We start from the raw sequence: 24,513 nt of genomic DNA, 5'->3' as shown, positions 1-24,513 counted from the left end.
CAGGACGGGCGACGGTCCGCGCCTCTTCCCCGCGTCACCGCGCCCCCTCCGACGTCCTCCCTCCGTGGCCTGTCCGCGGGACACCCCGATCGCTAGGCTGGCCGCGGACGACGGCAAGAGGGAGGAGCACGGACGTGGCCGAAAGCACCACCCAGCAGCGCCCGCTCACGGGTTGGGACAAGCCCGAGCTGGACCTCAGCAACGCACAGTGGCAGTCCAGCAGCGGGGGTCTGGGCGATGTCCAGATCGCCTTCGTGGAGGGTTTCATCGCCATGCGCAACAGTGGCCGCCCGGAGAGCCCCTCCCTGATCTTCACCCCCGCGGAGTGGGGCGCGTTCGTCTCGGGGGCGCGGGGAGGGCAGTTCGACCTGACGTGAGCCGCGCCGCCGCCGCGAGGGGTGTGCCGTGCGCTTTTCCGGACACGTGATCCGCAGTGCCGTCCCCGGCCCCCGGCCCCACCGGGCCGGGCCGGGACGGCGTGGACCGAGGGACGTATCCGGAGGCGAGGCACATGAACGACAAGCCGGTGATCGCGGCGGTGGACGGTTCCCAGGACGGGCTGCGCGCACTCGAGTGGGCCCTCGACGCCGCCCGTCGGCACGCGGCTGAGCTGCGGGTCCTGCACGTCCGCCCGGAACCGGCCCGGACGCCGTCGGAGGGGCCACCCGGCCCCGGTGAGGACCCGGTCCTCGCCCAGGCGCAGGCCCGTCTGGCGGAACTCGGCGGTGTGTCGTCCGTCGAGTACGTGGTGACCGAGGGGGCGCCGGGAGCGCTGCTGACCGGGGCGGGCGCCGAGGCCCGGCTGCTGGTGCTCGGCTCCCGGGGACGCGGGGGCTTCGCCAGCCTGCTGCTCGGGTCGAACTCCCTGGCCGTCGCCCGGGACGCCGCGTGCCCGGTGGTCGTGGTGCCCCGGCCCGGACGCGGCGGCGAGGAGACGGAGGCGCCGGTACGGCCGGACGGCCCCGTCGTGGTGGGGGTGAACCCCGACAGCTCCGTGATCTCCGACGACCCCGACAGCCCCGACGCGACGACGCTCGCCTTCGCCTTCGACGAGGCCGCCCGGCGGAACACGGCGCTGCGGGTCGTCACCGCCTATCCGTCGCTGCTGCAGACGGTGATGCTGCCCGGCGAGGTGCCGCCGCCGCAGATCGACCAGGACGCCCTCGAACAGGAGACCCGCGCCCTCCTGGACCGCCTGCTCGCCCCGCACCGGGAACGGCACCCGCACGTCGCCACGGACACGGCGGTGCTCCCCGGGGACGCCGCCGGACATCTGGTCGACGCCTCCGAGGGCGCCGCGCTCGTCGTGGTGGGCCGCCACCGCCGCCGGGTGTTCGCGGCCGCCCGCATGATGGGTTCGGTCACCCAGGCGGTCCTGCTCCACTCCCGCGGCCCGGTCGCGGTCGTTCCGCCCGTCCCCGAGAAGAACGAGCCCGAAGCGGACTGAACACAGGTGGCGCCGAGCCGGGCGCCCGCGCCAACGCCCTTCGGCGCGCCACCCGCCCCCGTCCGAGGGAGGACGGGGCCGGGAGGGGCAGCGAAGGACCCCGAGCCCGAGGGGCGCCGACCGGGGCCGCAGCCCCGGACGCCCGCCGCAGGGGCCGTTCCGGGCCCTCCTCGCGGTCCGGGCCACCGCACCGGCGGAGCCCCTATCATCGGCCGCATGCGGGACTCGATCACCAGGGACACCCGGCTCGCGCTGGACCTCGCCCTCACCGTCCGCCACGACGGCGACGGATCGGTCACCGACGACCTCGCCGACCCCGCCGGACTCACCGACTGGGTCCGCGCCCGTACCGCCGTGCTTCCCGCCGCCGAGGCGTTCGTCGCCGACGCGGGCCTGCTCACCGCCGTCCGCGACCTGCGCGCCGCCGTCCGCGCCCTCTTCGCGCACGCCGTACGCCCCGCCCCTCCGGGCCCCGCCGACGCGAGCCGCGTGCTGCCCGTGCCCGAGGCACTGCGCCGGCTGAACGAGGCGGCCGCCCGCACCCCCACCGTCCCGGTCCTCGACTGGGACGAGGACACCGGTCCGGCGGTACGGCCCCGCCCGGCTCCCGGCCACGCGGACGACCTCACCGCCGCCCTCGCCCGGGCCGCGATCGGGTTCCTCGCCGGCCCCGACCGGGACCGGCTGCGCGCCTGCCACGCACCCCGCTGCGTCCGCTACTTCGTGAAGGACCACCCCCGTCAGGAGTGGTGCAAACCGGCCTGCGGCAACCGTGCCCGGGTGGCCCGGCACCACGAGCGGCAGCGCCGGGCCGGGTAGCTCCGGCGGCTTCCGCCCGACCGTCCGAACCGGGGTGCGGGCACGTACCATGGCGACATGTCGTTCCTCCGCCGCCGCAGTGCCACACCCGCCGGGCCCGATTTCGACGTACTGGCCATGGACCCGGGCGACTGGCCCGGAAACCTCGGCGCCGGCCTGCTGCCGGCCCCCGACGGAAGCTGCCAGGGCGTCTTCCTGCGCTACGACCTGTTCGGCGGCCGCGGCCCCGCGATGATCATCGGCAACCTGCCCGAGGGCTCCCCGGCGCGGGACGTCCCCGAGGGTGAAGTCCCCTTCGAGGTCGGACAGCTGCTGCTCGCGCTGGAGAACGACGAGGAGGTGACCGTCACCGGCACCGAGGACGTGCCGGTGATGCAGGGCGACAACCTGCTGATCGTGCGCCGCGTGAAGATGTCCGAGGGACGCATCTCCTGCGTGCAGTTCGACCGCAGCGACAAGGTCCTGGTGACCATCGCCGCCTGGGACCGCCCCATCACCGACGACCTGTACGCCCTCCTCAAGCCGCTGCCGGCGGAGCTGTTCCAGCAGGGCTGACCCGCCCACGGACGACGACGGGCGCCCCCGGACCGCACCGGTCCGGGGGCGCCCGCCGCGTTGCGCGCGCTCCGGCGTTACGACGACGCCACGGTCACGTCCGCCGCCCGCACGAACCCGACCCGGTGGCCGAACTGGATCTCGTAGTACTGCTCCTTGCCGCGCACCACCTGGTGCGAGGCCGGGTCGAAGGTCACCGCGTAGTAGTACTCGCTCGGCACCTTGCCCCCGGTCACGTACTTCTGCCCGGCGAGCACCGTGTACGGCAGTGCCGACACCGTCTGGACCGGCACCCCCGCCGGGTAGGCCGCCGGCTCCGGGTAGGCGCGCCCGTACACGGGGACGGAGTCCAGCCCCTTGCGCGGGGTGATCACCTTCGCCTTGGCCGCCACGGCGACCGGGTTCTTCGCCGGGTTGCGGAACCAGGCCTTCTGGCCGAGGTACCAGATCGCGGTCCAGTCGCCCCAGCGGTCGGCGACCGCGTACTGCTGGCCGGTGGAGACGCGCGAGGACAGGTCGTTCACCCCGGTGGTCGGAGCGGAACCGAGGCCGATGTCCTTGATCAGCGGGGAGTTCTCGTCGTGGTCGGAGTACAGCCGTACCGCGCTCGACCCGTGCGGGGCGCAGGGCTCGCCGGCGCTCTCGCAGCCGGTGAACACCGGCCGGTGGGTGTCGTAGTCGGGGCGGACGGTGACGACGCCGGAGTTCTTGGCGCCGGTCGCCTTCAAGGGGCTGCCCAGCAGCTCGAAGTAGTGCCGCCAGTCCCAGTACGGCCCGGGGTCGGTGTGCATGCCGGGGATGGTGGCCGTGGTGGTCCCGGGGACCGTGTCATGACCGAGGATGTGCTGCCGGTCCAGCGGGATGCCGTGCTTGTCGGCGAGGTACCTCACCAGCCGGGCCGAGGACCGGTACATGGCCTCGGTGTACCAGGCGTCCGGGTCGGTGAGGAAACCTTCGTGCTCCAGGCCGATCGACGCCGCGTTGACGTACCAGTTGCCGGCGTGCCAGGCGACGTCCTTCGCCTTCACGTGCTGGGCGATGTGACCGTCGGTGGAGCGCAGGCTGTACTGCCAGGACACGTAGGTGGGGTCCTGGATCATGTCGAGGACACCCTCCCAGGCGCCCTCCGTGTCGTGCACGACGATGTACCGGATCCGCTGCGAGGCGGGCCGGTTCCCCAGGTCGTGGTTGCCGTAGTCGCTCTCGCCGAACTCCTCGTACGGCGCCGGGATCCACTCGCAGGACACGGTCCTCGGGCACTCCGTGGCGGCCGCCGAGCCGGTGCGCAGTCCGGCGCGGTCCAGCGCCGAGGCGTCGGGCGCGAGGTCCGGGCGGGCGTCCAGGGCGACCCGCTGCCCGGCGTCCGTGACGCGCCGCTCGCCGGCCCGGATCACCGCGAACACGTCGTTCGCGTACGCCGTCGCCGAGGCGCGGTCGTCGGCGCCGGAGAACAGCGCCACCGCCCCGTACCAGTCGGCCGGGTCGTCGCTGGCCGGCGCGCCCAGCCGGCGCTGCGCCTCGGCCAGCAGCGCCGCGCCGCCCGCCACGTTCGCCGCCGGGTCCTCGCGCAGCGTCTCGGTGCTCAGCCCGGTCAGCCGGGCGGCCTTCGGCAGGGTGGTCAGCCGGTCCGGCAGGGCGGCGGTGTCCGGGGTGCGCTCCGAGGGGAGCAGCGCGGGACGGGCGTCGTCGCCGCGCGGGTCCTCGGTGCCGGTCGCGTGGTGTCCGGCCGAGGCGAGGGCGGCCCGGGCGTCGGTGAGGTGCATGGGGCCGTAGCCGCCGGTGACGCTGGGGGCGCCGTCGTGCGCGTCCCAGCGGGACTGCAGATAGGAGACGCCCAGCAGGACGCTCTGCGGGACGTCGTACGCGGCCGCCGCGGAGGCGAACGCCTGTTGCAGCCGGGCGGTGGCCGGCGGGGCCGGGTCGGGCGCCGCGCCCAGCAGGGGCAGCGTCAACGCGGCCGCGGCCAGGGCGCCGAGGGCACCTCGGACGGCGCGGCGTGACGGCCCGGCCGCACGGCCGGGCTCGGTGGCGAGATCTCGCAATGCAGCCTCCTGGGACGGTCGGGCACGCGGTCAGTGGTACCGGTAGTCCGATGATCCGTCAATCATGCCCAGGAGGGCGTGAATGCCCTTGTCAATCGGGGTGTGGCGGGGTTTCGTGCCGGGCTGCGGCGGGACCTGCGGTGCGTCAGCGGTCTACACCGGTGACGCACCCCGTGGACCCGCTCCGGGCCGAAGTCCGCACCGCCCGCCTTGTCCCCGACTGCCCGCGGCGGCGCTCGCCTGCGGGCAGTCGCACGGGCGTCAGCGGGTGCCGACCGCGGCACGCACGGCCCGCCGGGCCAGCTGGCAGTCGTCGTGCAGCCGGCGCAGCAGCAACCGCTGCTCCTCCCCGGACGGCATGCCGCCCGGCTGGCTTGGCGCGGGCGCCATGTCGTGCATCGAACGCTGCACGGCCGTCTCGTAGGTGCGGATCTCCCGGGTCAGCACGAGCATCAGGTTCACCAGGAACGCGTCGCGTGAGGCGGGTCCCGCCGACTGGGCGATCTGACTGATCTGGCGCCGGGCCGCGGGAGCGTCACCGAGGACGGTCCACAGGGTCGCCAGGTCGTAGCCCGGCAGGTACCAGCCCGCGTGCTCCCAGTCCACCAGCACCGGACCGGCCGGCGAGATGAGGACGTTGGAGAGCAGCGCGTCACCGTGGCAGAACTGGCCCATGCCCTGCCGCCCCGTCGCCAGGGCGATGCCGTGCAGCAGTTTCTGCAGGTCGCCGAGGTCCCGGTCGGTGAGCAGCCCCAGCTCGTGGTAGCGGTTGATGCGGGCCGCGTAGTCCAGTGGCGCGTCGAACGTCCCGGCCGGAGGCCGCCAGGAGTTGAGCCGGCAGATCGCGCCGAGTGCCGCCCTGATGTCCGCCCGGGGCGGTGCCTCCACCGGGTGCCGCTGCAGCGCCGCCACCCGTCCGGGCAGGCGCTCGATGACCAGCGTGCAGTTGTCCGGGTCCGCTGCGATCAGCCGGGGCGCCCGCACGGGCGGACGCTGCCGGACGAACGAGCGGTATGCCGCTATTTCGTGCCGGATCCGTTCGCTCCAGACGGGGGAGTGGTCCAGTAAGCACTTGGCGACCGCGGTGCTGCGGCCCGTGGTGCCGACCAGGAGGACCGACCGGCCGGTGCGGCGCAGCACCTGGACCGGAGCGAACTCCGGACAGATGCGGTGCACCGACGCGAGCGCGGTGCGCAGCTGGGCGCCCTGCGGGCCGGAGAGGTCGAGCCGTCCGCTGAGCGGCTGGGTGCCCGGTCCCGCGAGGCGCCGTGCGTTGCCTCCGCCGAGCACGGGGTTCGCCGGGCGCGCGGGGGCGAGGTAGGGGCCGCTGTCCGACGGACGCGAACGCAGCGGCCGGGGCGGGGCGGACACGGAGGACGATGCTGCGTACATGGGTGATACAGATCCCTTCGTGTGCCTGCGACATCAGTGCACCACCCAACCCGGCCGCCCGGCCGCACCCTGGGGGAATGCCCCTACGGCGACGGGGTCGTGGTGGCGCGTTCCTACTCGACACCCGATGTCCCCTGGCACACCATCTGGCGCACCCTGGCGAACCCTGGCGAATAGTCGCCCGGCAACCCGCACCGGGCTACTGTCAACTCAGCCGAGAACCTGGGGGCTTGACGTGAGCGGACAACCCAACACCCGGCTCTCGGACCTGTTCGGCCTGGCCGGCTGGTCCAAGGGCGAACTCGCGAGGCTGGTCAACCGGCAGGCGGCGGCCATGGGCCATCCGCAGCTGGCGACCGACACCTCCCGGGTGCGGCGGTGGATCGACATGGGAGAGATCCCGCGCGATCCGGTGCCGCGGGTGCTGGCGGCTCTGTTCACCGAGCGTCTCGGCCGTGTCGTGACCATCGAGGATCTCGGTCTGGTCCGGCACGGGCGTACGGGGAAACGGCCACGCGGCGGGAGTGCGGAACATCCCGACGGAGTGCCGTGGGCGCCCGAGCGGACGGCCGAGGTCCTCACCGAATTCACGGGAATGGACCTCATGCTCAACCGACGCGGCCTGGTGGGTGCGGGTGCCGCCCTCACCGCGGGCTCCGCACTCAGCAGCGCCATGCACGACTGGCTGCACACCGATCCTGCCCTCACCGCCGACGCACCCCGCCTCCACGATCCGCTGCACGCCGACCCCGCCGGGTTCGACCGCTACGAGGCCGCGCCCATCGGGTCGCAGGAGATCGAGGAACTGGAGCGCTCCGTGGAGGTGTTCCGTGCCTGGGACGCCGCCCGCGGCGGCGGTCTCCAGCGCAAGGCGGTGGTCGGCCAGCTCAACGAGGTGGGCGGCATGCTCGCCTACCACCATCCGCCCCACCTCCAGCGGCGCCTGTGGGGCGTCGCCGCCAACCTCGCCGTGCTCGCCGGCTGGATGTCGCACGACGTGGGCCTGGAACCGACGGCGCAGAAGTACTTCGTCATCGCCGCCCACGCGGCCCGGGAGGGCGGCGACCGCCCGCGCGCCGGGGAGGCGCTGTCCCGGGCGGCACGCCAGATGGTGCACCTGGGCAAACCCGACGAGGCGCTCGACCTGATGAAGCTCGCCCAGTCCGGTTCGGGCGAGCAGGTGCTGCCGCGCACCCGCGCCATGTTCCACACCATCGAGGCCTGGGCGCAGGCGTCCATGGGCAAGGGACAGGCGATGCGCCGCACCCTGGGCCGGGCCGAGGACCTGTTCGTCTCCGACAAGGGGGACGTGCCGCCGCCGAACTGGATGCAGCTGTTCAACGAGGCGGACCTGTACGGCATGCAGGCCCTGGCGTACCGCACGCTCGCGGAGTTCGAACCGGGCGCGGCCGCGCACGCCCAGCACTACGCGGACAAGGCGCTCGCCCTGCGGGTGGACGCCCAGCAGCGGTCGAAGATCTTCGACTTCCTGTCGATGGCCTCCGCCTGCTTCATCGCCGACGACCCCGAACAGGCCGACCGGTTCGCCCGGCTCGCGCTGGTGTCGATGGGGCAGAACTCCTCGCGCCGCACCTGGGACCGGCTGCGCCAGATGTACCGGCTCACCGCCGAGTACTCCTCATACCCGAGGATCCAGGAGCTGCGGGAGGAGATCGAGCTGGCGCTGCCCCGGCCCCGGGGGAAGGGCGGCAGCGCCCAGGCGTGATGGCCGGGCCGGCGGCCGCTACGAGGCGACCCGGGCCACCAGCACGCAGGCGTGGTCCGCACGCTCTCCTTCACCGAACTCCCGTACGACCTCCCGGACGCAGTCCTGGGCGGAGCGGTCCCCGGCGAACCGGGGTGCCAGGGCGAGGAGTCGGTGGACGGCGCTCGCCCCGGTGCGCCCGGGCACCAGGCCGTCGGTGTGCAGCAGGAGCAGGTCACCGGTCTCCAGGGTCTCCTCGGCCTGCCTGTGTCCGGAGCCCGGGGCGGCGCCGAGCAGCACGCCTCGCGGTGTGTCCAGCGCCCGCCCCGCCCGGCCGCGGTACAGCAGCGGGGCGGGGTGTCCGGCCTGCGCCCACACCACGGCGCGGGTCTCGGGCCGGTAGCGCAGGCAGACGGCACTGGCCAGGGCGGGCTGGGCGGAGGTGTCGAGCAGCCGGTCGAGGCAGTCCAGCAGGGGCCCGGGCGGGGTGCCGGTCATCGCCATGCCCCGTACGGCGCCGAGCAGCATGGCCACTCCGGACGCGGCGCCGACGCCGTGCCCGGTGAGCTCGCCGACGCCGAACAGGGTGGTCCCGTCAGGCAGTTCGAGGGCGTCGTACCAGGCGCCGCCGATCGGGGTCCGCCCCGAGGGCGGCAGATGGGCGGCGGCAAGGTCCAGGGCCCGGGGGCCGTGTCGCGGGAGCCGCAGGGAGCCGTGCCAGGCGGGCAGCACGGCCTCCTGCAGCTCGACCGCGAGCCGGTGTTCGCTCCGCGCGGCGGCGTGCCGGTGCCGGTGCAGCGAGTCACGGGTCTCGCTCACCGCGCTGCGACAGCGGCGCAGTTCGCTGACATCGCGCAGGACCGCCCACATCGAGACGGTGCTGCCGTCGGCGCCGAGCACCGGTTCGCCCATCATGTGCACGGTCCGTGTGCCGTCGTCCGGGCGCAGGACCCGGAACTCCCCGTCGATGGGGCGGCCGTCGACCAGGCAGCCGGTGACCATGTCGGTCAGTCTCGGCCGGTCCTCGTCGAGCACGAGGGAGGGGAGTTCGTCGAGGGTGAGCGGGGGAGCGGCCGGGTCGCGGCCCAAAATCCGGTACAGCTCGCCGGACCAGCTCACCTCGTCGGTGAGGAGGTCCCACTCCGCGCTGCCGACCCGGCTGAGCAGGGAGGCGCGGGGCGGGGCCGTCGGCGTGGCCAACTCCTCGCCGGGAGCGCCGTGGTCGCCCGAGTCGCCGGACGCCCGCAGCGGGTCCTCACGCAGCTGCGCCAGGTGTTCGTCCAGGTCGTCGAGCTGGTGCAGCGCCAGGTCGTAGAGCGCGCGACGCCAGCGCTCCCGGGGGTCCCCCGCGTCGGCCGGGGTGTCGCGGCGCACCGCGTCCACCTCGCCCTTGAGCCGACGGGTCTGCGAGATGAGCGCGTCGACCGGGCCGCCTCCCGGCGGCCGGGCGGCTGGGCGGTCCGCGGAGAGAGGGGACGGCATGACGCACTCCGATGCGGGACGGTACGGCCTTGGGCCGGCGGAGGGACCGTTACGACTGTTGCACAGCCCGCGACGCACTGTAAGGGATTCGGCAACACACGATAAGGTGATGCCTTTGGCATATGCCAGCGTCTCCCGGAGTTACCGCGGGGTAGTCCCGCGATGCGCGATCGGTTCCGCAACTCCCATGGTACGCAAGTGGCCTGACACCCCGTCAGAAGCTTTAACGGGTCCACTCGTACGTTCGACATGCGCGTACGTGTTCGGGAACGGTCCCCGGGTCGCCCGCGGACCGCCCCCGGCCGTCAGAAGCGCAGGACGGCGGCCATCCGGTCCGCGTCCCCGAGGCTGCCGTCCGGCACGAACCGCACCTCGGCACCGGTCTCCAGGCACTGCTCGACGATCTCGTCCACGATGTCCTCGCGGGCGTCCAGATCACCGTCCTCGGCGATGATCAGATGCTCGCCGTCGTCACGCACGGTGATCCGGTAGTTCTCCTCGACGGCCAGCAGCCTGATCCGCCCTTCGCGGGCGCTCTGCCACAGCTCGTCGACGCCGGCCGCGAACTCCTTGCGGCCGCGGGCGGACTCCAGGGAGCGCCGCACGTCCTCGGTACGCCGCCGCGCCTCCTCCTCCAGCGCCGGCCGCACCGCCTGCCACACCGCCTCGTGCGAGCCGCGCGCCAGCCCGCCGTGCGGCACCTGCACGGCGTCCTTGCAGACACCGCCGAACTCGCACAGCAGCGACAGCGCCGCCGGCTCGCCGGTGATGAAGAGCGGCCGCGGGTGGGCGCGCAACAGGGAGGTCGCCGCCGTGGCCGCGTCACGCAGGAACCGGCGGGTGTCCTCGTCCCGGTAGTTGCTGGGCTGGTCACCGGCCCGCTCCACCCGCTCGGGGTCGAAGTTCGGCTCCTCACGGACCAGCGGGAAGCCGCCGACGCGCTCCTCCACCACCCGGTCCGTGCCGCCGCTCCACAGGGTGGCCCGGTCGGCGGCGACGGACAGCACCCAGAACGGGCGCTCCGCCGTCTGCGCGGAGACCAGGTTGCGGGTCAGGAAGGTGTCGGAGAGGACGACGCGCTCGGGAACGCTGCGGGCCAGGGACCACACCTGGTGCTCACCGGGTGCGGCGAAGATGGCCAGCCCGTCCTCGGCGTGCGCCAGGTCGACCTCGGCCAGGGCCCGGTCGAGCTGGTCCGCCACGTCGGCGCGCCGGTCGCGGGACACCGACGGATCGGACTCCAGCTTCTTCTTCGCCTCGGCCACCATGGTGCGCAGCCGCACGGCGTCCTCGGTGCTCAGCGGGTTGCGCCGGTTGGTCGGGGTCAGGACCGACACCGCCGGATAGGGCCGTGGGCGGCGAAGCTCGGCGAGGGCGGAGGGACTCAGATCGTGCTCCATGACAGCACCATAGGGCGGAATCAGCGGTAGGGCATTCGGGGCAAAGCGCCCGCCGTGCCCGTGTGGGGCCGGGGCGGTCCCGGGTGCACGCTGGTGGGGGAGGTGACCGCGATGGCGGGGCTGGTCGTGGAGCGGGACGCGGACGGGTGGACGGTCGTCGTCCGGCTGGCGTGGTGGGAGGCGTTGCTGGCGCGCCGCCGCGAGGTCCGGATGCCGCTGTCCCAGGTGACGGCGACGGGGGTGGAGCCCGACTGGTGGCGCGCGATGCGCGGCACCCCGGTCGTCGGCCGCTGCCGGCCCGGCAGGTTCTGCGTGGGGGAGCGGGAGCACGTCCTCGGCCGCGACTTCGTCGCCGTACGGGCGGGTGTCCCGGCGGTCCTGCTGGACCTGCGGGCTCCGGCGCCGTTCGTCCGGCTGGCGGTGTCCGTGCCCGACGCGGGGCAGGCGGCGAAGACACTGCGGCGTCACCTCGGCGGGGACGAGGGCGAGGAGCCCGGCCCCCGGTGGGTGGCGTCCGGGTAGACCGCGCCCGGTGCCCGGACTCAGATCCGGTCCTCGTCGTCCGCGCCGCAGGAACTGCCGGACGGCGGCAGGGAGCCGTAGAGCAGGAAGTCGTCGATCTTGCGATGGACGCACTTGGACGAGCCGTACCCGGTGTGGCCCTCGTTCCGGTTGTCCAGCACCACGGCCGACGGTCCCAGCCGCTTCGCCGTCTGCTCGGTCCAGTAGTACGGGGTCGCCGGGTCGCCCCGGGTGCCGACCAGCAGCATCTTCGGGGTGTCGAGGTCCTTGACCTCCTCCCGGATGTAGTCGGTGCCCTTCGGGCGGCCGTGGCACAGCACCACCTGGGCGAGCCGGTACGGGCCGAACACCGGCGACGCCTCCTCGTAGGCTGTGCGCAGCCGCGCCAGGTCGCGGGCCAGTTGCCCGGCGCCGGGACGGTCGGGGTCGTCCGCGCAGTTCACCGCCATCAGCGCCGCCGGGAGGTTGTCCAGCGGTACGTCCTCCGCGTCGGCGAGCGGCTCGTCCGACGGCGACGGTGCCGGGGCCATCCCGCCGGTCGCCAGGGCCTCCACGCCGTGCGTGTCCCCGTCCTCCATCAACTGGGCGAGCGCCCGCTGGAGCACGGGCCACATCTCCTTGGTGTACAGCCCCTGCGCGATGGCGCCGGCCAGGTCCTGGCCGGTGAACTCGTAGCCGAAGTCGGTCGGTACGGGGGTGTCGTCGAGCGAGGCGACCAGGTCCACGACGTGCTCGCGGGCGGCGCGCGCGTCCTGCCCGAACGGACAGGCGAGCTCCTCGGTGCACCAGGTGAGGAAGTTGTCGAGCGCCGTCTGCTGCCCCCGGGCACTGGCCAGCCCTTGCTCGGCCAGCGGTTCGGTCAGCGTGTCCACGCCGTCCAGCGCCATCCGCCCCACCTTGTCGGGGAACCGCGCCGCGTAGACAGCGCCCAGCCGGGTCCCGTAGGAGAACCCCAGGTAGTGGAGCTTCTTGTCGCCGAGCGCCTGACGCATCACGTCCAGGTCGCGGGCCACGTCCACGGTGCCCATGTGGGCGAGGACCGGACCGGAGTGCTCGGCGCACTCGGCCGCCACCTCGCGCAACTGCCGCAGCGCGTCGCGTGGATCGGACGTCTCCTCGCCGTCGGTCGCCTCCAGCGCGCGGCTGGTGGCGTCGGTCCCGCAGCTCACCGGCGCCGAACGGCCCACGCCCCGGGGGTCGAACGACACCACGTCGTAGCCCTCGGTCAGCCCCAGGAAGTCCTTGCGGCCGTGCGCGAGGCCCATCACCCCCGAGCCGCCCGGGCCGCCGAAGTTCAGCAGCACCGAGCCGCGCCGGTCGCCGGAGGCGCGGTAGCGGGCGAGGGCCAGGTCGAGGGTGCCCTCGTCCGGCTTCGCGTAGTCGAGCGGCACGGTGACCGTGCCGCACTGCAGGTCCTTCGGCAGCTCCGTGCCCTCGCACGCCGCCCAGCGGACCTTCTGGTCGTAGAACCGGCCCAGGTCCGGCTCCGCGCGCCCGGTCGCCGTCAGGCCCGTGGCCAGCAGGACCAGCCCGACCGCCCCGGCGGCCGCGCAGCGCCGCACGGAGGGCGACAGGGCGCGGTGCCCGCCCCGGAGTCGCTCGGTCAGCTCGGCCAGCATCGATGCCTCCCAGGACGCCCCGACCGGCGTCCTCGCCCACCATAAGCGGGCCCCGCGGCCCCCGCCCGTCGGCCGAGCGGCGCCGGTGAGAACCCGTGAGCAGGCGTTCGGGCACCGCGAGTTCGACGGTCTTTGCCGGAGGTTCGAGTCGCGGGCCCCCCGATGGGGTGAACCGGCTGCGGCATACGGAGGACCCATAACCCGGATGCCACGTCCGCGTTCTACCCGGTGGCGGGCGAACGCTCGTGACCAAGTCTGGAAGGCAGGGAACCTCATGCGAAGGGTTACCCGAAACGGTGTGATCGCCGTCGCCGCCGCGTCGGGCGCGATGGCCGTGGCGATGCCGGCGTACGCCGATTCCGGGGCGGAGGGCGTCGCGGCCGGATCGCCCGGAGCGGTGTCCGGCAACACCGTTCAGCTCCCGGTGGACGCCCCGGTGAACGTGTGCGGGAACACGGTGAACGTGGTGGGCCTCCTCAACCCCGCCGCGGGCAACACCTGCGTCAACGAGGACGCACGGCACGAGGACGCGTCCCACGGCTCCGCGACCGGGGAGTCCGGCGTGTCCGGCGCGTCCGGCGGGTCCCACGGATCGGGCGCCTCCGCCGAGAGCGACACGTACGGCTCGCCGGGCCTGCTGTCCGGCAACGGCGTGCAGCTGCCGGTGCACGTCCCGGTCAACGTGAGCGGCAACAGCGTGAACGTGGTCGGCATCGGCAACCCGTCCACGGACAACAGCTCCGTCAACGCCCCCGGCGAGGAGCCCGCGCCCGAGCGGGCCGTCCCGGCCCGTACCCTCCCCGCCCCGGTGCCGCAGCACGCGGCCCCCGCGGAGCACGTCGCGCTCGCCGAGACCGGCGCCGGCCGGACGGTTCCGGTCCTCGCGACCGGCGCCGCGCTCTTCCTGGGCGGAGTGGCCCTGTACCGCCGCGCCCGGCTGCGCTCGGGCGTCTGACCGCCCGCGGAAACGGTCCGCCGCCCCCGTCCCGCCCATTGGTGGGCCGGGGCGGCGGACCGCGGCCGGTCCGGCCGGGGTCAGTCGCGCCCGTCGTGGAACCGCCGGTGCAACTCCCGGATGTCCTCGGTCAGTTCGGGCACCGGCCCGGCCACGGTCACGTCCGGGGCGACCGCGGGGACGGGAAGCGGCCGTACGGGCGAGGCGGGCACGCCCCAGTCCGTCAGCCAGGACACCAGCTGCTCGGACGACGCGACGTACACGATGCGTCCGAGGCCCACCCAGGCATGGGCGGCGGCGCACATCGGGCAGTGCTCACCGGACGTGTAGACCGTGGCCGCGGCCCGCTCCTCGGGCGTCATGTGCGCCGCCGACCAGCGCGCCAGCTCGAACTCGGGATGCCGGGTGCGGTCGCCGGAGGCCACCCGGTTGTGGTCCTCGGCGAGCACCGTGCCGTCGCCGGCCACCAGCACCGAACCGAACGGCTCGTCGCCCGACTCCAGCGCCTCGGCCGCGAGCTCCACACACCGCCGCAGGTACGGCAGTTCGTCGTCCCGCACATCCATGGTCCCGTCCCGTCTCCGCACCGGCATGATCGGCAGCAACCCTAATCCCGTTGCTCCCGCCACCGGCGGATGATGCACTTCCGCCATGAACCGCGCCGCCGCCCCCGCCCTGCTCGCCCGCCACGACCGTGAACTACGGGAGGGAGCCCGCCCCGACGGTCCCGACGACACGGTCGAACGCGTCGGCCGGGTGGTGCGCCGGACCGCCCCCGCACACGGCTGGAACGGCGTGGTCTGGTCCGACCTGGACGCGGCCGACGCGGACGCCGCGATCGCCGAGCAGATCGCGCACTACACAGCGCTCGGTCTCCCCTTCGAGTGGAAGCTGTACGGCCACGACCTCCCGGCCGACCTCGGACCGCGGCTCCTCGCGGCCGGGTTCACGCCCGAACCGGCGGAGACGCTGATGGCCGGGGAGATCGGCCGCCTCACCCTGGACGCCGAACTGCCCGACGGGGTACGGGTCGTGCCGGTCACCGACGAGGCCGGAGTGGCTCAGGTCGCCGCGGTCCACGAGCGGGCGTTCGGCGACGACGCGTCCTGGCTGCGCCGGCAACTGCTCGACCGGCTGACCGCCGCCCCGGACGACGTCGTCGCCGTCCTGGCCCTGGCCGGGGACGTGCCCGTCAGCGCGGCGCGCATGGAACTGGTCCCGGGTACCGGCTTCGCGGGTCTGTGGGGCGGCGGCACGGTACCGGCCTGGCGGGGCCGCGGTATCTACCGCGCCCTGGTCGCCCACCGCGCCCGCATCGCCGCGGACCGCGGCTACCGGTACCTCCAGGTCGACGCCTCCGACCAGAGCCGCCCCATCCTGGAACGCCTCGGCCTCACCCCACTCGCGACCACCACGCCTTACGTGTACGAGGTTTCGGGCAGGGCCTCTGTGTCGTGTCAGGAAGAGCAGAAAGAGGAAGCAGCTGCTCGTGGTGGCGGCCGGGGCCCGGCACGCGCGTGAAGTGGCGGCCACGTGGTGGCGGCGGACGGGCCGGGCGCGGTCAGGGACTCGGAGGGGCCTTCTCGTGTCCGAAGCGACGGGTGGCTGCCGGAGCCGGCCACGGGCCACCGGCGTCATGGGCGAAGCCCACGGTTCCGGCCGGCCCCGCCCGGGCCGGCCGGAGGGGGTCAGCGGCCGGACTTCGCGCGGTCGAGCGCCGCCACGCCCACCGCGGCGAGGCCGATCTGGATCAGCCACTCCACCCAGTCCACGCCCTTGGTGTCCGCGACCCCGAACGCCGAGGCGAGCGCCGAGCCGAGCAGGGCGGCGACGATGCCGACCAGGATCGTCCACAGCACCCCGATGCGCTGGCGGCCCGGGACCACCAGCCGGCCCAGGATGCCGATCACGACGCCGATGATCAGGGCACTGATGATGCCGTCGATCTCCGTGTCCTCCCCTTTCCGAGTCCTCCGCCGACAGGCGTCTGCCCACTGCCCGGGGCGCCAGTCGTCCGGACGCCGAAGGGCCGGCCCGCGACGTGCGCGGACCGGCCGAGGGGGAGTTCTGCGCGGGCCCTACGACCTGGCCTTGGAGGACGCCCTGAGCGCCGTTGCGGCGCAGGCGGTGCCCAGGATCACGGCGAGGGCGCCGATGATGATGTTGTTCCAGATCACCCCCGCGTCGGGGTTCGTGCCCACGACCCATGGAGAGATGATCATCCAGATGCCCAGTGCGCACATGGCACCGCTGAGGCCGTACATACGCGAGGGGGCCGCCGTGAACCCCAGGGCGAGCAGACCGATCGCGATGCCCACGATCAGGTTGTGCGTCACGAGCGGGGGCTGGCTCGTCGTGTAGTGGAGGATCCACGGCGAAACCGCGCAGTACAGGCCGAGCAGGAACACCGGGCCGTCCACGAAGGCCACGTCACGGCCGCCGAGGACACGTTCGTACCGTGCCCGCATTTCCGGCGCGTCCGGATGGCTGGAGAGATCACCGCGCTGGTGAGAGACGTTGGCCATGACTCGTCTCCTTTGACTGGCAGGCCTGGTTGCGTCTGGGTGCGGTATGCGGTAATCACCGCATACGTTCCATTGTGCGCTTATTTCTCCTTTATGCGACTTCGGGCGGAGGTCTTGTGGGTCTTCCGACCCCATGGGCATGTACGCGCCACGATGACTGGTCTAAACCCTTGACTGGTACAGACCAAAGCGCTTGAGTGTGCTCCACACCCCCCACCACGGCCGCCCCCACGCCGTGACCGGCCCCGCCGGCGCGTGCGGGCGAGGCCTCGCCCCGGCATGTCCTCGCCTTGGGAGCGGCCGTGTTCCGCGAAGGAGTTGATCTCGTGTCGAGACGCCGCATCGCCGCCGTGACCGCCGCCCTCGTCCTCGCCGGAAGCGCGCCGCTGCTGGTCCCCGCCGCCGCCACCACCGCCTCGGCCGCCGCCGCGGCCGCGTGTTCCAGCTACCCCGCCTGGGTCGCCGGACAGTGGTACGAGGCCGGCGCGATCGTCCGCTACACCGACGGCAAGGCGTACGTCGCCGAGCACGCCAACCCGGGCTACGACCCGGTCATCAGTACCTGGTACTGGGAGCCGTACGCCTGTGACAACGGCCCCGGCACGCCCGTCGGGAACTTCGTGGTGACCGAGGCCCAGTTCAACCAGATGTTCCCTAACCGGAACGGGTTCTACACGTACAGCGGTCTCACCGCCGCCCTGAGCGCCTACCCCGGCTTCGCCAACACCGGCAGTGACACGGTGAAGAAGCAGGAGGCCGCCGCCTTCCTCGCCAACGTCAGCCACGAGACCGGCGGCCTGGTGCACGTCGTGGAGCAGAACCAGGCCAACTACCCGCACTACTGCGACTGGAGCCAGCCGTACGGCTGCCCGGCCGGCCAGGCCGCCTACTACGGGCGCGGCCCGATCCAGCTGAGCTGGAACTTCAACTACAAGGCGGCGGGCGACGCGTTGAACATCGACCTGCTGGGCAACCCCTGGCTGGTGCAGAACGACGCGGCCGTCGCCTGGAAGACCGCCCTGTGGTACTGGAACACCCAGTCCGGCCCGGGCAGCATGACCGGCCACGCCGCCATGGTGAACGGGGCCGGCTTCGGCCAGACGATCCGCAGCATCAACGGCTCCCTGGAGTGCGACGGCAGGAACCCGGCGCAGGTGCAGAGCAGGGTGACGACGTACCAGCGGTTCACCCAGATCCTGGGGACGACGCCCGGCGGCAACCTGTACTGCTGACGCCGGCCGCTGGGCGTGGTGTCATGCACCTGACCTAACTCCGGGTGGGCCGCACCCCATGGGTACGGCCCGCCCCTCCGGACGAAGGGAACCCCGCATGCGCACCCCCCACGCCCTGCTCGCCACCGCCGTCACGGCCGCCGCGCTCGCCGCGGCGGTCCTGGTACCCGTGCCCGCCGCGGGCGCCGACGCGGTGCCGCCGCCCGGCACCTACTACGTGCAGAGCGCCGTCACCGGGTTCAACGCCGCAGACACCTCAGGCACGGTCGAGCAGCACCGGCCACGCGGCGACGAGGACCGCCAGCAGTGGGCCCTGCGTCCCGACGGCGCCGAGCACCTTCTGGAGAACACCGACAGCCCCGGCACCTGCCTCGGACGGGTGGGCGACCAGGCCCGTACCGTGGCCTGTGCGACCCCCGAGGCCCGTTGGCGGATCACCCCGCTCGGCGCCGACCGGTACACGCTCGCCGCACCCGGCACCGACAGGCACCTCACCGTCGCCCCGAAGCCCGCCGGCGCCACCCACCCCGCCCCGCTGACCGTGACCACCGGCACGGGCGACCTCGCCGCCTGGTACCTCACCCCCGTCGACGCGCGCGGCGGGGACATGCCGCCACGGGAGCGACGCACCCTGGACCAGGTCACGTTCCTCACCGCCCACAACGCCTACGCCAACGGCGTCGACGGCGGTTTCGCCCCGCCCTTCGTCAACCTCTTCCCCAACCAGAGCCGGGGCGTCCAGCAGCAACTCGCCGACGGCGTGAGGGGGTTCATGCTGGACATCCACCAGACGCCGGACGGTGCCATCCTCTGCCACAACAGCTGCACCCTGGTGCGCAGACCCGTCGCCCTGTGGGTCGACCTCCAGCGGATGGTCGACTTCCTGCGCGCCCACCCCGAGGAGTTCGTCACCGTCTTCCTGGAGGACTACGTCGACCCGGCAGTCCTGCGCGCCGAACTGGACCGCGTCCAGGGGCTGTCGGACGTGCTCTACCGCCCCGACCGCACCGGGGTGCGGGAGAACGGTTGGCCCACGATGGGCGAACTGGCGGCCGCCGGACACCGGTTGCTCATCTTCACCGACCACAGCAAGGACGCCGACCGGTCGGCCGGGCTGACCCGCGACAGCTTCGGCGTGATGTACCAGCGCGAGTGGACCGTCGAGAACCACTGGTCGATGGGCCCGGGCGTCGGCACCTCCGACTGGTCCTGCTACAGCCGCTGGCACGACGCGAACACCGTCGCCCCGCTGACCCGCACCGAACCCGGCTTCCGTCCCCTGTTCGTGATGAACCACTTCCGGGACGCCGCCCTCGCCTCCACGGCCGCCACCGACAACGCCAAGCTCGCCGACCGGGCCCGCCGGTTCTGCCAGCCGGCCGCCCGCAAGAAGCCCACCTACCTCGCCGTCGACCGCTACGACCTGGGCGATCCCGCGTCCGCCGTCGCCGCGCTGAACACCTACGCCTACCCGTAGGGGACCGCGCCTCCCGCCCCGGACCGGGCCACCGGGGCGGGACTGGCGTTCCCCGCAGTTTTACGTATAACCTCTCCGGTCAACCCCTGCGAGAGGTGACGATGAGACGTATTGCCCTGGTCACCCTCGTCGTCCGCGACTACGACGAGGCGATCCGCTTCTACACGGAGGCCCTCGGTTTCCGGCTCGCCGAGGACGCGCCCCGGCCGGACGGCGGCCGCTGGGTCGTCGTCGAGCCCGGAACCGGACACACCGGCGCCGCGCTGCTGCTGGCGCGCGCCGCGGGGGAGGAGCAGCGGGCCCGGGTGGGCGACCAGACCGGCGGGCGTGTGGGCTTCTTCCTGCACACCGACGACTTCGCCCGCGACCACGCCCGGATGACCGCCGCCGGGGTGACCTTCCTGGAGGAGCCGCGCCACGAGCTCTACGGCTCGGTCGCCGTCTTCCAGGACCTCTACGGCAACCGCTGGGACCTGCTCCAGCCCGCCGACTCCTGATCCAGCCGCACCATCGCCGAACGACCTGCCGAGGAACCTCCAGCCATGTCATCTACGCGCATAGACGCCCACACGATCCGCCGCCTCCCCAAGGCGGTCCTGCACGACCACCTCGACGGCGGCCTGCGCCCGGCCACCGTCGTCGAGCTGGCCGAGGCCGTCGGCCACACGCTGCCCACCACCGACCCGGACGAGCTCGCCGCCTGGTACGTGGAGGCCGCCAACTCCGGCGATCTGGTCCGCTACATCGCCACCTTCGAGCACACCCTCGCCGTGATGCAGACCCGCGAGGGCCTGCTGCGCACCGCCGAGGAGTACGTCCTGGACCTCGCCGCCGACGGCGTCGTCTACGGCGAGGTGCGCTACGCCCCCGAGCTGAACACCCGCGGCGGGCTGACCATGGCCGAGGTCGTGGAGACCGTCCAAGAAGGTCTGGCCGCCGGCATGGCCAAGGCCGCCGCCGCCGGGACGCCCGTCCGCGTCGGCACCCTGCTGTGCGGCATGCGCATGTTCGACCGCGTCCGTGAGGCCGCAGACCTGGCCGTCGCCTTCCGTGACGCGGGCGTCGTCGGCTTCGACATCGCCGGCGCCGAGGACGGCTTCCCGGCCGCCGACCACCTCGCCGCCTTCGAGCACCTGCGCCGCGCGAGCGTGCCGTTCACCATCCACGCCGGCGAGGCCCACGGGCTGCCCAGCATCCACCAGGCCGTCCAGGTGTGCGGCGCCCAGCGCGTCGGGCACGGCGTGCGCATCACCGAGGACATCCCCGACCTCGCGGGCGGCAAGCTCGGGCGGCTCGCCGCCTGGGTCCGCGACCGCCGGATCGCGCTGGAGATGTGCCCCACGTCCAACCTCCAGACCGGCGCCGCGACCTCGATCGCCGAGCACCCGATCACCCCGCTGAAGGACCTCGGCTTCCGGGTCACCGTCAACACCGACAACCGGCTCGTCTCCGGCACCACCATGACCCGCGAGATGTCCCTGCTGGTCGAGCAGGCCGGCTGGACCGCCGAGGACCTGCGCACGGTCACGCTGAACGCGGTGAAGAGCGCCTTCCTGCCGTACGACGAGCGCGCCGCGCTGATCCGGGACGTGGTCCTGCCGGGTTACGCCTCCGCGCTCTGAAGCAGTCCCCGGACGTAGGCGGCCTGTCCGACGTGCTGGAGGTCGTCGGACAGGACGCTGACCAGGCGCACGCCCAGGGTGACCGGCGGGTCCCAGTTCTCGTCGACGACGCGTTCCAGGTCCTTCGCGGTGAGCGTCCGCAGGGCGCCCAGGGTCTGCTCGTGGACGGCGTCGTGATAGCCGGTCAGCAGGTCCCCGGAGTCGACGCGCACCTTGGCGACCTGCGCCGGGGAGTGGCCGAAGCCCGTCGTGCCGCGCGGCAGGCCGAGTCCGAACCGCTTCTCCCAGCCGCCGGAGAGCCACACCTGGTCGAGCCCGAAGGCGTCCGCCATGTGGTCGTCCTGGATCCGGGTGAGGTGCCACACCAGCCAGGCGATCGTGTTGGCGTCGGGGCCGGGTTGTGCGGCGAGGTCGTCGGGGTCCAGGCCCTCCACGGCGGCGTGGACCTCTTCCCGGATGCGGCCGAAGCCGTCGATGAGGATGTCCTTGGCATGCATGGGTCCAGCGTCGCGCACCTTTCCGCGTCACGCGCCCTCGGTGTCCAGCAGCGTCATCAGCGCCCGCGCCGCCGGACTGGTGGCCCGCGGCGCGGGGACCAGCGCCACCGTCTCGTACGCCGCCTCGCCGGTGTCCTTGAGCGGCAGCGCGGTGAGCGAGGGCCGCTTGTGCCGGAAGTGCCGCGGCACGACCGCCACGCCCAGGTTCTCGTCGACCAGGTCGAGCAGGCTGTGCACGTCGTTCACCTCCAGCGCCACCGTGCGCCGTACGCCCGCGACGGCGAAGGCGGCGTCGGTGGCGCGGCGCGGCCCCCAGTCGGGGTGGAAGTCGACGAACACCTCGTCGGCCAGGTCCTGCGGAGTCACCGGGGCCCCGGCCCGGGCGATCTGGTGGTCGGGGTGGCACAGCACCGTCATCGGCTCCCCGGTCAACGGTACGGCGCGCAACTGGTCGGGGTCCGCGTCGGTGCGGTAGGCGAAGGCGAGGTCGAGCCGTCCGGCCGCGACCTCCTCGGCCAGCGCCGCCGAGCCCCACTGCCGCAGTCGTATCTCCACGTCCGGGTGACGCCGCCGGAACGCGGCGAGCAGCTCTGCCACGTTCACCCCGGCGATGCACTGTTCCGTCCCCACCGCGAGGGTTCCGCGCAGCACCCCCTGCACCGCGGCCACCGCTTCGTGCGCGGCCCGCACCTGTGCCAGGATGCGCTCGGCCTCCGCGAGCAGCGCCCGTCCCGCCTCGGTGAGCGTCACCCTGCGGGTGGTCCGTACGAACAGGGGCGTCTGCAGCTCACGCTCCAGCGCCCGGATGGACGCCGACAGGCCCGACTGGGAGACCAGCAGCCGTTCCGCCGCGCGGGTGAAGTGCTGGTCCTCGGCGACGGCCACGAAGTGCTGGAGATGGCGCAGTTCCATGATTGAGAAGCGTAACCGCTGAATTCCATCGGATTCTTCTGTTGGACCACTGCCCGCAGGTCACGACAGAGTGGACGGGCGGTTCGACGAACCGCCAAGACGTGTGCCAACCCCTCTGGAGTCGCGTTGTACACCGCACACCCCGACCGTTACGCGGACATGCCCTACCGGCGCACCGGACGCAGCGGTCTGAAGCTCCCCGCGCTCTCGCTCGGCCTGTGGCACAACTTCGGTCCCGACCGCCCGGCCGAGACCCAGCGGGCCATCCTGCGCCGCGCCTTCGACCTCGGCGTCACCCACTTCGACCTCGCCAACAACTACGGCCCGCCGCCCGGTGCCGCCGAGTCCGCCCTCGGTGAGGCGCTGAAGGCCGACTTCGCGCCGTACCGGGACGAGCTGGTGATCTCCACCAAGGCCGGCTACCTGATGTGGCCGGGCCCGTACGGCGAATGGGGCTCGCGCAAGTCCCTGCTGTCCTCGCTGGACCAGAGCCTCGGCCGGATGGGCCTCGACCACGTCGACATCTTCTACTCGCACCGCTTCGACCCGGACACCCCGCTCGAGGAGACGATGGGGGCCCTGCACACGGCGGTCCAGCAGGGCAAGGCGCTGTACGTCGGCGTGTCCAACTACAACGCCGAGCAGACCCGCGAGGCCGCCCGCATCCTCGGCGAGCTGGGCACCCCGCTGCTGATCAACCAGCCGCGCTACTCGATGCTCGACCGGCGCCCGGAGGACGAGGGCCTGATGGACGCCCTGGACGAGCTCCAGGTCGGGTCCATCGCCTACTCCCCGCTGGAGCAGGGCGTGCTGACCTCCCGCTACCTGGACGGCATCCCTGAGGACTCCCGGGCCGCGAGCGACAGCCCCTTCCTGAACACCGACGCCCTCACCGACGAGCTGGTGGGCCGGCTGCGCGCGCTCGCCGACATCGCCTCCGCCCGCGGCCAGAGCCTGGCGCAGATGGCCCTGTCCTGGGTGCTGCGCGGCGGCCGTCTCACCTCCGCGCTGGTCGGCGCGAGCAGCCCGCGGCAGCTGGAGGACAGCGTCGCCGCCACGCGCAACCTCGACTTCTCCGAGGAGGAGCTGGCGCGCATCGACGCGATCGTCAAGCAGTAGCGGCGAACCGGCCGCCGTTCCGCGAGCGGGCGGCGGCCGGTGCGCGCGTCACACGCCGGTCCCGGGCAGCCGGTCGAGGAAGCCGTACACGGCCCGGATCCGGCCCTCGGCGTCGAGGGTGATCACGTCCGATCCCGCGACCGGGGCCGAGCCGTCCGCGTCGTTCACCAGCTCCCAGGAGAATCGGGCCGTGTCGTGGTGCCCGTCGACCGGCCCCGCCGGCCGGAACGAGAAACCCGGGAACTGCTCGCGGGCCGCCGTGATCACGGCGGCGATCGCCTCGTGGCCGACCGCGTCGCACAGCGGGTCGGTGTAGCGGCCGTCCGCCGTCCAGACGTCGGCGACCGCCTTGGCCCGGGTCTGCGGGTCGTCGGCGTTCCACGCTTCGAAGTAGCGGACGACGGCGGCGTCGTGGTGGTGGGCTGCGGTCATGGCGGGATCCCCCAGAGGTGTCGTGGCCGTGGTCGGACACCGGGTCGCGGTCCTGCCGGCCCGGTACGCACACCCTGCCCGCGCGGCCGTCCGCACGTCGATTACCTGGCACGTCATGCCGCGGGCCGCGCACACCGCGCCGTTTCGGCCAGGAACCGTCGTGCATATGCCAGGAGACTGGCCGGAAACATGTGGTGACAGTGTTTCAGTGGTGAACATACTCGACACGAGAGCGCTTCACACCGCGCGACGGCGCCCTCACGCACAGCACGCGAGCCACGGAGCGGGCAGCCGGCCCGGAACCGGCAGGCGAGCACGCAGCGGGGGAGGGAACGTGCACGACGAATTCCTGTGCCACGTCACGGCGTACGGAGTCTGTGACGGACGGCGTATCGGCGTGCCCCTGGGTACCTACCGGGCGCCGACGCTCGCCCTCGCCACCTGGTGGCTGCGCGACCGCGCCCTGTGGATCGCCGAGCGCCTCGACCCGCAGCCCGACGCCGAGCACTTACCCCAGGGCGCGCTCGTCCCCGTCCCCGACAGCGTGCCCGACGTGCCCACCGTGCTGCGCACCTGGTGCGGTGACGTCACCCGGCAGGAAGAGGCGGCCGAGGCGCTCGCCGCCGGCCGGATGGTGCGGGTCGCCACCGGCGACGACACCACCGAGTACGAACTGCTGGCCGAATCCGTGGACGCCCTGCGCATGCAGCGCGCCGCCCGCGTCCTCGGCGTCCCGGTCGCCTGACACCGCACCGCCCC

Annotated in this window: 25 protein-coding genes; 14 read left to right on the top strand and 11 right to left on the bottom strand. The window is 73.3% G+C overall.

The window, feature by feature from the left end:
- The first annotated feature begins 134 nt into the window (after positions 1-134).
- The 4 genes from B100_RS0118860 (at position 135) to B100_RS0118845 (ending at position 2,821) form a co-directional block, all read left to right on the top strand.
- A complete protein-coding gene (locus B100_RS0118860; RefSeq protein ID WP_024885991.1) occupies positions 135-377 on the top strand; it encodes a DUF397 domain-containing protein in 243 nt (80 codons plus the stop codon).
- A gap of 134 nt (positions 378-511) precedes the next feature.
- Positions 512-1,447 (top strand): universal stress protein, encoded by a 936-nt coding sequence (locus B100_RS0118855; RefSeq protein ID WP_024885990.1) that lies wholly within the window; start codon positions 512-514, stop codon positions 1,445-1,447.
- A 216-nt stretch (positions 1,448-1,663) separates the two neighbouring features.
- Complete coding sequence (locus B100_RS0118850) at positions 1,664-2,266, top strand: ABATE domain-containing protein (RefSeq protein ID WP_024885989.1); 603 nt, start codon at positions 1,664-1,666, stop codon at positions 2,264-2,266.
- 57 nt (positions 2,267-2,323) lie between these two features.
- Positions 2,324-2,821 (top strand): hypothetical protein, encoded by a 498-nt coding sequence (locus tag B100_RS0118845; protein WP_024885988.1) that lies wholly within the window; start codon positions 2,324-2,326, stop codon positions 2,819-2,821.
- A 77-nt stretch (positions 2,822-2,898) separates the two neighbouring features.
- On the opposite strand, the gene B100_RS0118840 is transcribed toward B100_RS0118845, so the two are convergent.
- Together B100_RS0118840 and B100_RS0118835 are read right to left on the bottom strand one after the other, a co-directional pair.
- Entirely contained in the window at positions 2,899-4,863 is a 1,965-nt protein-coding gene (locus B100_RS0118840) for a peptidoglycan recognition protein family protein (protein ID WP_024885987.1), read from the bottom strand.
- A 261-nt stretch (positions 4,864-5,124) separates the two neighbouring features.
- Positions 5,125-6,255, bottom strand: coding sequence for an aminoglycoside phosphotransferase family protein (locus tag B100_RS0118835; protein ID WP_024885986.1), 1,131 nt, complete (start codon positions 6,253-6,255; stop codon positions 5,125-5,127).
- Positions 6,256-6,490: 235 nt separating this feature from the next.
- Here B100_RS0118835 and B100_RS0118830 point away from each other — a divergent pair, with 235 nt between their 5' ends.
- Positions 6,491-7,981, top strand: a complete 1,491-nt coding sequence (locus B100_RS0118830) for a DNA-binding protein NsdB (RefSeq protein ID WP_024885985.1) — start codon at positions 6,491-6,493, stop codon at positions 7,979-7,981.
- Positions 7,982-7,999: 18 nt separating this feature from the next.
- Here the strand turns inward: B100_RS0118830 and B100_RS0118825 are convergent, their stop codons facing one another.
- Complete coding sequence (locus B100_RS0118825) at positions 8,000-9,442, bottom strand: SpoIIE family protein phosphatase (RefSeq protein WP_024885984.1); 1,443 nt, start codon at positions 9,440-9,442, stop codon at positions 8,000-8,002.
- A 305-nt stretch (positions 9,443-9,747) separates the two neighbouring features.
- Complete coding sequence (locus B100_RS0118820; RefSeq protein WP_024885983.1) at positions 9,748-10,842, bottom strand: baeRF3 domain-containing protein; 1,095 nt, start codon at positions 10,840-10,842, stop codon at positions 9,748-9,750.
- A gap of 93 nt (positions 10,843-10,935) precedes the next feature.
- Here B100_RS0118820 and B100_RS0118815 point away from each other — a divergent pair, with 93 nt between their 5' ends.
- Complete coding sequence (locus B100_RS0118815) at positions 10,936-11,364, top strand: hypothetical protein (RefSeq protein WP_486585659.1); 429 nt, start codon at positions 10,936-10,938, stop codon at positions 11,362-11,364.
- 20 nt (positions 11,365-11,384) lie between these two features.
- Here the strand turns inward: B100_RS0118815 and B100_RS0118810 are convergent, their stop codons facing one another.
- Positions 11,385-12,983, bottom strand: coding sequence for an alpha/beta hydrolase (locus B100_RS0118810; protein ID WP_024885981.1), 1,599 nt, complete (start codon positions 12,981-12,983; stop codon positions 11,385-11,387).
- Positions 12,984-13,257: 274 nt separating this feature from the next.
- Between B100_RS0118810 and B100_RS0118805 the strand changes: the two genes are divergently transcribed.
- Positions 13,258-13,938 carry a chaplin gene (locus tag B100_RS0118805; protein WP_051490013.1) on the top strand — a complete coding sequence of 227 codons (681 nt, stop codon included), beginning with the start codon at positions 13,258-13,260 and terminating at the stop codon, positions 13,936-13,938.
- An 80-nt stretch (positions 13,939-14,018) separates the two neighbouring features.
- On the opposite strand, the gene B100_RS0118800 is transcribed toward B100_RS0118805, so the two are convergent.
- Positions 14,019-14,504: a nucleoside deaminase gene (locus B100_RS0118800; RefSeq protein ID WP_024885979.1), complete on the bottom strand. Its 486-nt coding sequence runs from the start codon at positions 14,502-14,504 to the stop codon at positions 14,019-14,021.
- An 85-nt stretch (positions 14,505-14,589) separates the two neighbouring features.
- Here B100_RS0118800 and B100_RS0118795 point away from each other — a divergent pair, with 85 nt between their 5' ends.
- Complete coding sequence (locus tag B100_RS0118795; RefSeq protein WP_024885978.1) at positions 14,590-15,459, top strand: GNAT family N-acetyltransferase; 870 nt, start codon at positions 14,590-14,592, stop codon at positions 15,457-15,459.
- A gap of 167 nt (positions 15,460-15,626) precedes the next feature.
- Here the strand turns inward: B100_RS0118795 and B100_RS0118790 are convergent, their stop codons facing one another.
- Together B100_RS0118790 and B100_RS0118785 are read right to left on the bottom strand one after the other, a co-directional pair.
- Positions 15,627-15,848 carry a hypothetical protein gene (locus tag B100_RS0118790; RefSeq protein WP_024885977.1) on the bottom strand — a complete coding sequence of 74 codons (222 nt, stop codon included), beginning with the start codon at positions 15,846-15,848 and terminating at the stop codon, positions 15,627-15,629.
- A gap of 168 nt (positions 15,849-16,016) precedes the next feature.
- Positions 16,017-16,463 (bottom strand): SPW repeat protein, encoded by a 447-nt coding sequence (locus B100_RS0118785; RefSeq protein WP_024885976.1) that lies wholly within the window; start codon positions 16,461-16,463, stop codon positions 16,017-16,019.
- A gap of 326 nt (positions 16,464-16,789) precedes the next feature.
- Between B100_RS0118785 and B100_RS0118780 the strand changes: the two genes are divergently transcribed.
- The 4 genes from B100_RS0118780 to B100_RS0118765 all read left to right on the top strand — a co-directional run bounded on the left by B100_RS0118780 (position 16,790) and on the right by B100_RS0118765 (position 20,794).
- Positions 16,790-17,695 (top strand): glycoside hydrolase family 19 protein, encoded by a 906-nt coding sequence (locus tag B100_RS0118780; protein ID WP_024885975.1) that lies wholly within the window; start codon positions 16,790-16,792, stop codon positions 17,693-17,695.
- Positions 17,696-17,792: 97 nt separating this feature from the next.
- Positions 17,793-19,172 (top strand): PI-PLC domain-containing protein, encoded by a 1,380-nt coding sequence (locus B100_RS0118775; RefSeq protein ID WP_024885974.1) that lies wholly within the window; start codon positions 17,793-17,795, stop codon positions 19,170-19,172.
- A 101-nt stretch (positions 19,173-19,273) separates the two neighbouring features.
- Positions 19,274-19,669, top strand: coding sequence for a VOC family protein (locus B100_RS0118770; RefSeq protein WP_024885973.1), 396 nt, complete (start codon positions 19,274-19,276; stop codon positions 19,667-19,669).
- Positions 19,670-19,714: 45 nt separating this feature from the next.
- Entirely contained in the window at positions 19,715-20,794 is a 1,080-nt protein-coding gene (locus tag B100_RS0118765; RefSeq protein WP_024885972.1) for an adenosine deaminase, read from the top strand.
- Here the strand turns inward: B100_RS0118765 and B100_RS0118760 are convergent.
- Together B100_RS0118760 and B100_RS0118755 are read right to left on the bottom strand one after the other, a co-directional pair.
- Positions 20,776-21,291, bottom strand: coding sequence for a mycothiol transferase (locus tag B100_RS0118760; RefSeq protein ID WP_024885971.1), 516 nt, complete (start codon positions 21,289-21,291; stop codon positions 20,776-20,778). The two genes, B100_RS0118765 and B100_RS0118760, sit on opposite strands and share 19 nt — an antisense overlap.
- A gap of 27 nt (positions 21,292-21,318) precedes the next feature.
- Positions 21,319-22,203: a LysR family transcriptional regulator gene (locus B100_RS0118755; protein ID WP_024885970.1), complete on the bottom strand. Its 885-nt coding sequence runs from the start codon at positions 22,201-22,203 to the stop codon at positions 21,319-21,321.
- Positions 22,204-22,329: 126 nt separating this feature from the next.
- Between B100_RS0118755 and mgrA the strand changes: the two genes are divergently transcribed.
- Positions 22,330-23,322, top strand: coding sequence for an L-glyceraldehyde 3-phosphate reductase (gene mgrA / locus B100_RS0118750; RefSeq protein WP_024885969.1), 993 nt, complete (start codon positions 22,330-22,332; stop codon positions 23,320-23,322).
- 48 nt (positions 23,323-23,370) lie between these two features.
- Here the strand turns inward: mgrA and B100_RS0118745 are convergent, their stop codons facing one another.
- A complete protein-coding gene (locus B100_RS0118745; protein WP_024885968.1) occupies positions 23,371-23,754 on the bottom strand; it encodes a nuclear transport factor 2 family protein in 384 nt (127 codons plus the stop codon).
- A gap of 334 nt (positions 23,755-24,088) precedes the next feature.
- On the opposite strand from B100_RS0118745, the gene B100_RS0118740 reads away from it, so the two are divergent.
- Entirely contained in the window at positions 24,089-24,499 is a 411-nt protein-coding gene (locus B100_RS0118740; RefSeq protein WP_024885967.1) for a hypothetical protein, read from the top strand.
- Positions 24,500-24,513: the final 14 nt, after the last annotated feature.

This window comes from Streptomyces sp. CNH189 (assembly GCF_000527195.1).
The sequence above is the reverse complement of the archived record's forward strand: the minus strand, read 5'-3'. Positions and strand labels throughout refer to the sequence as shown.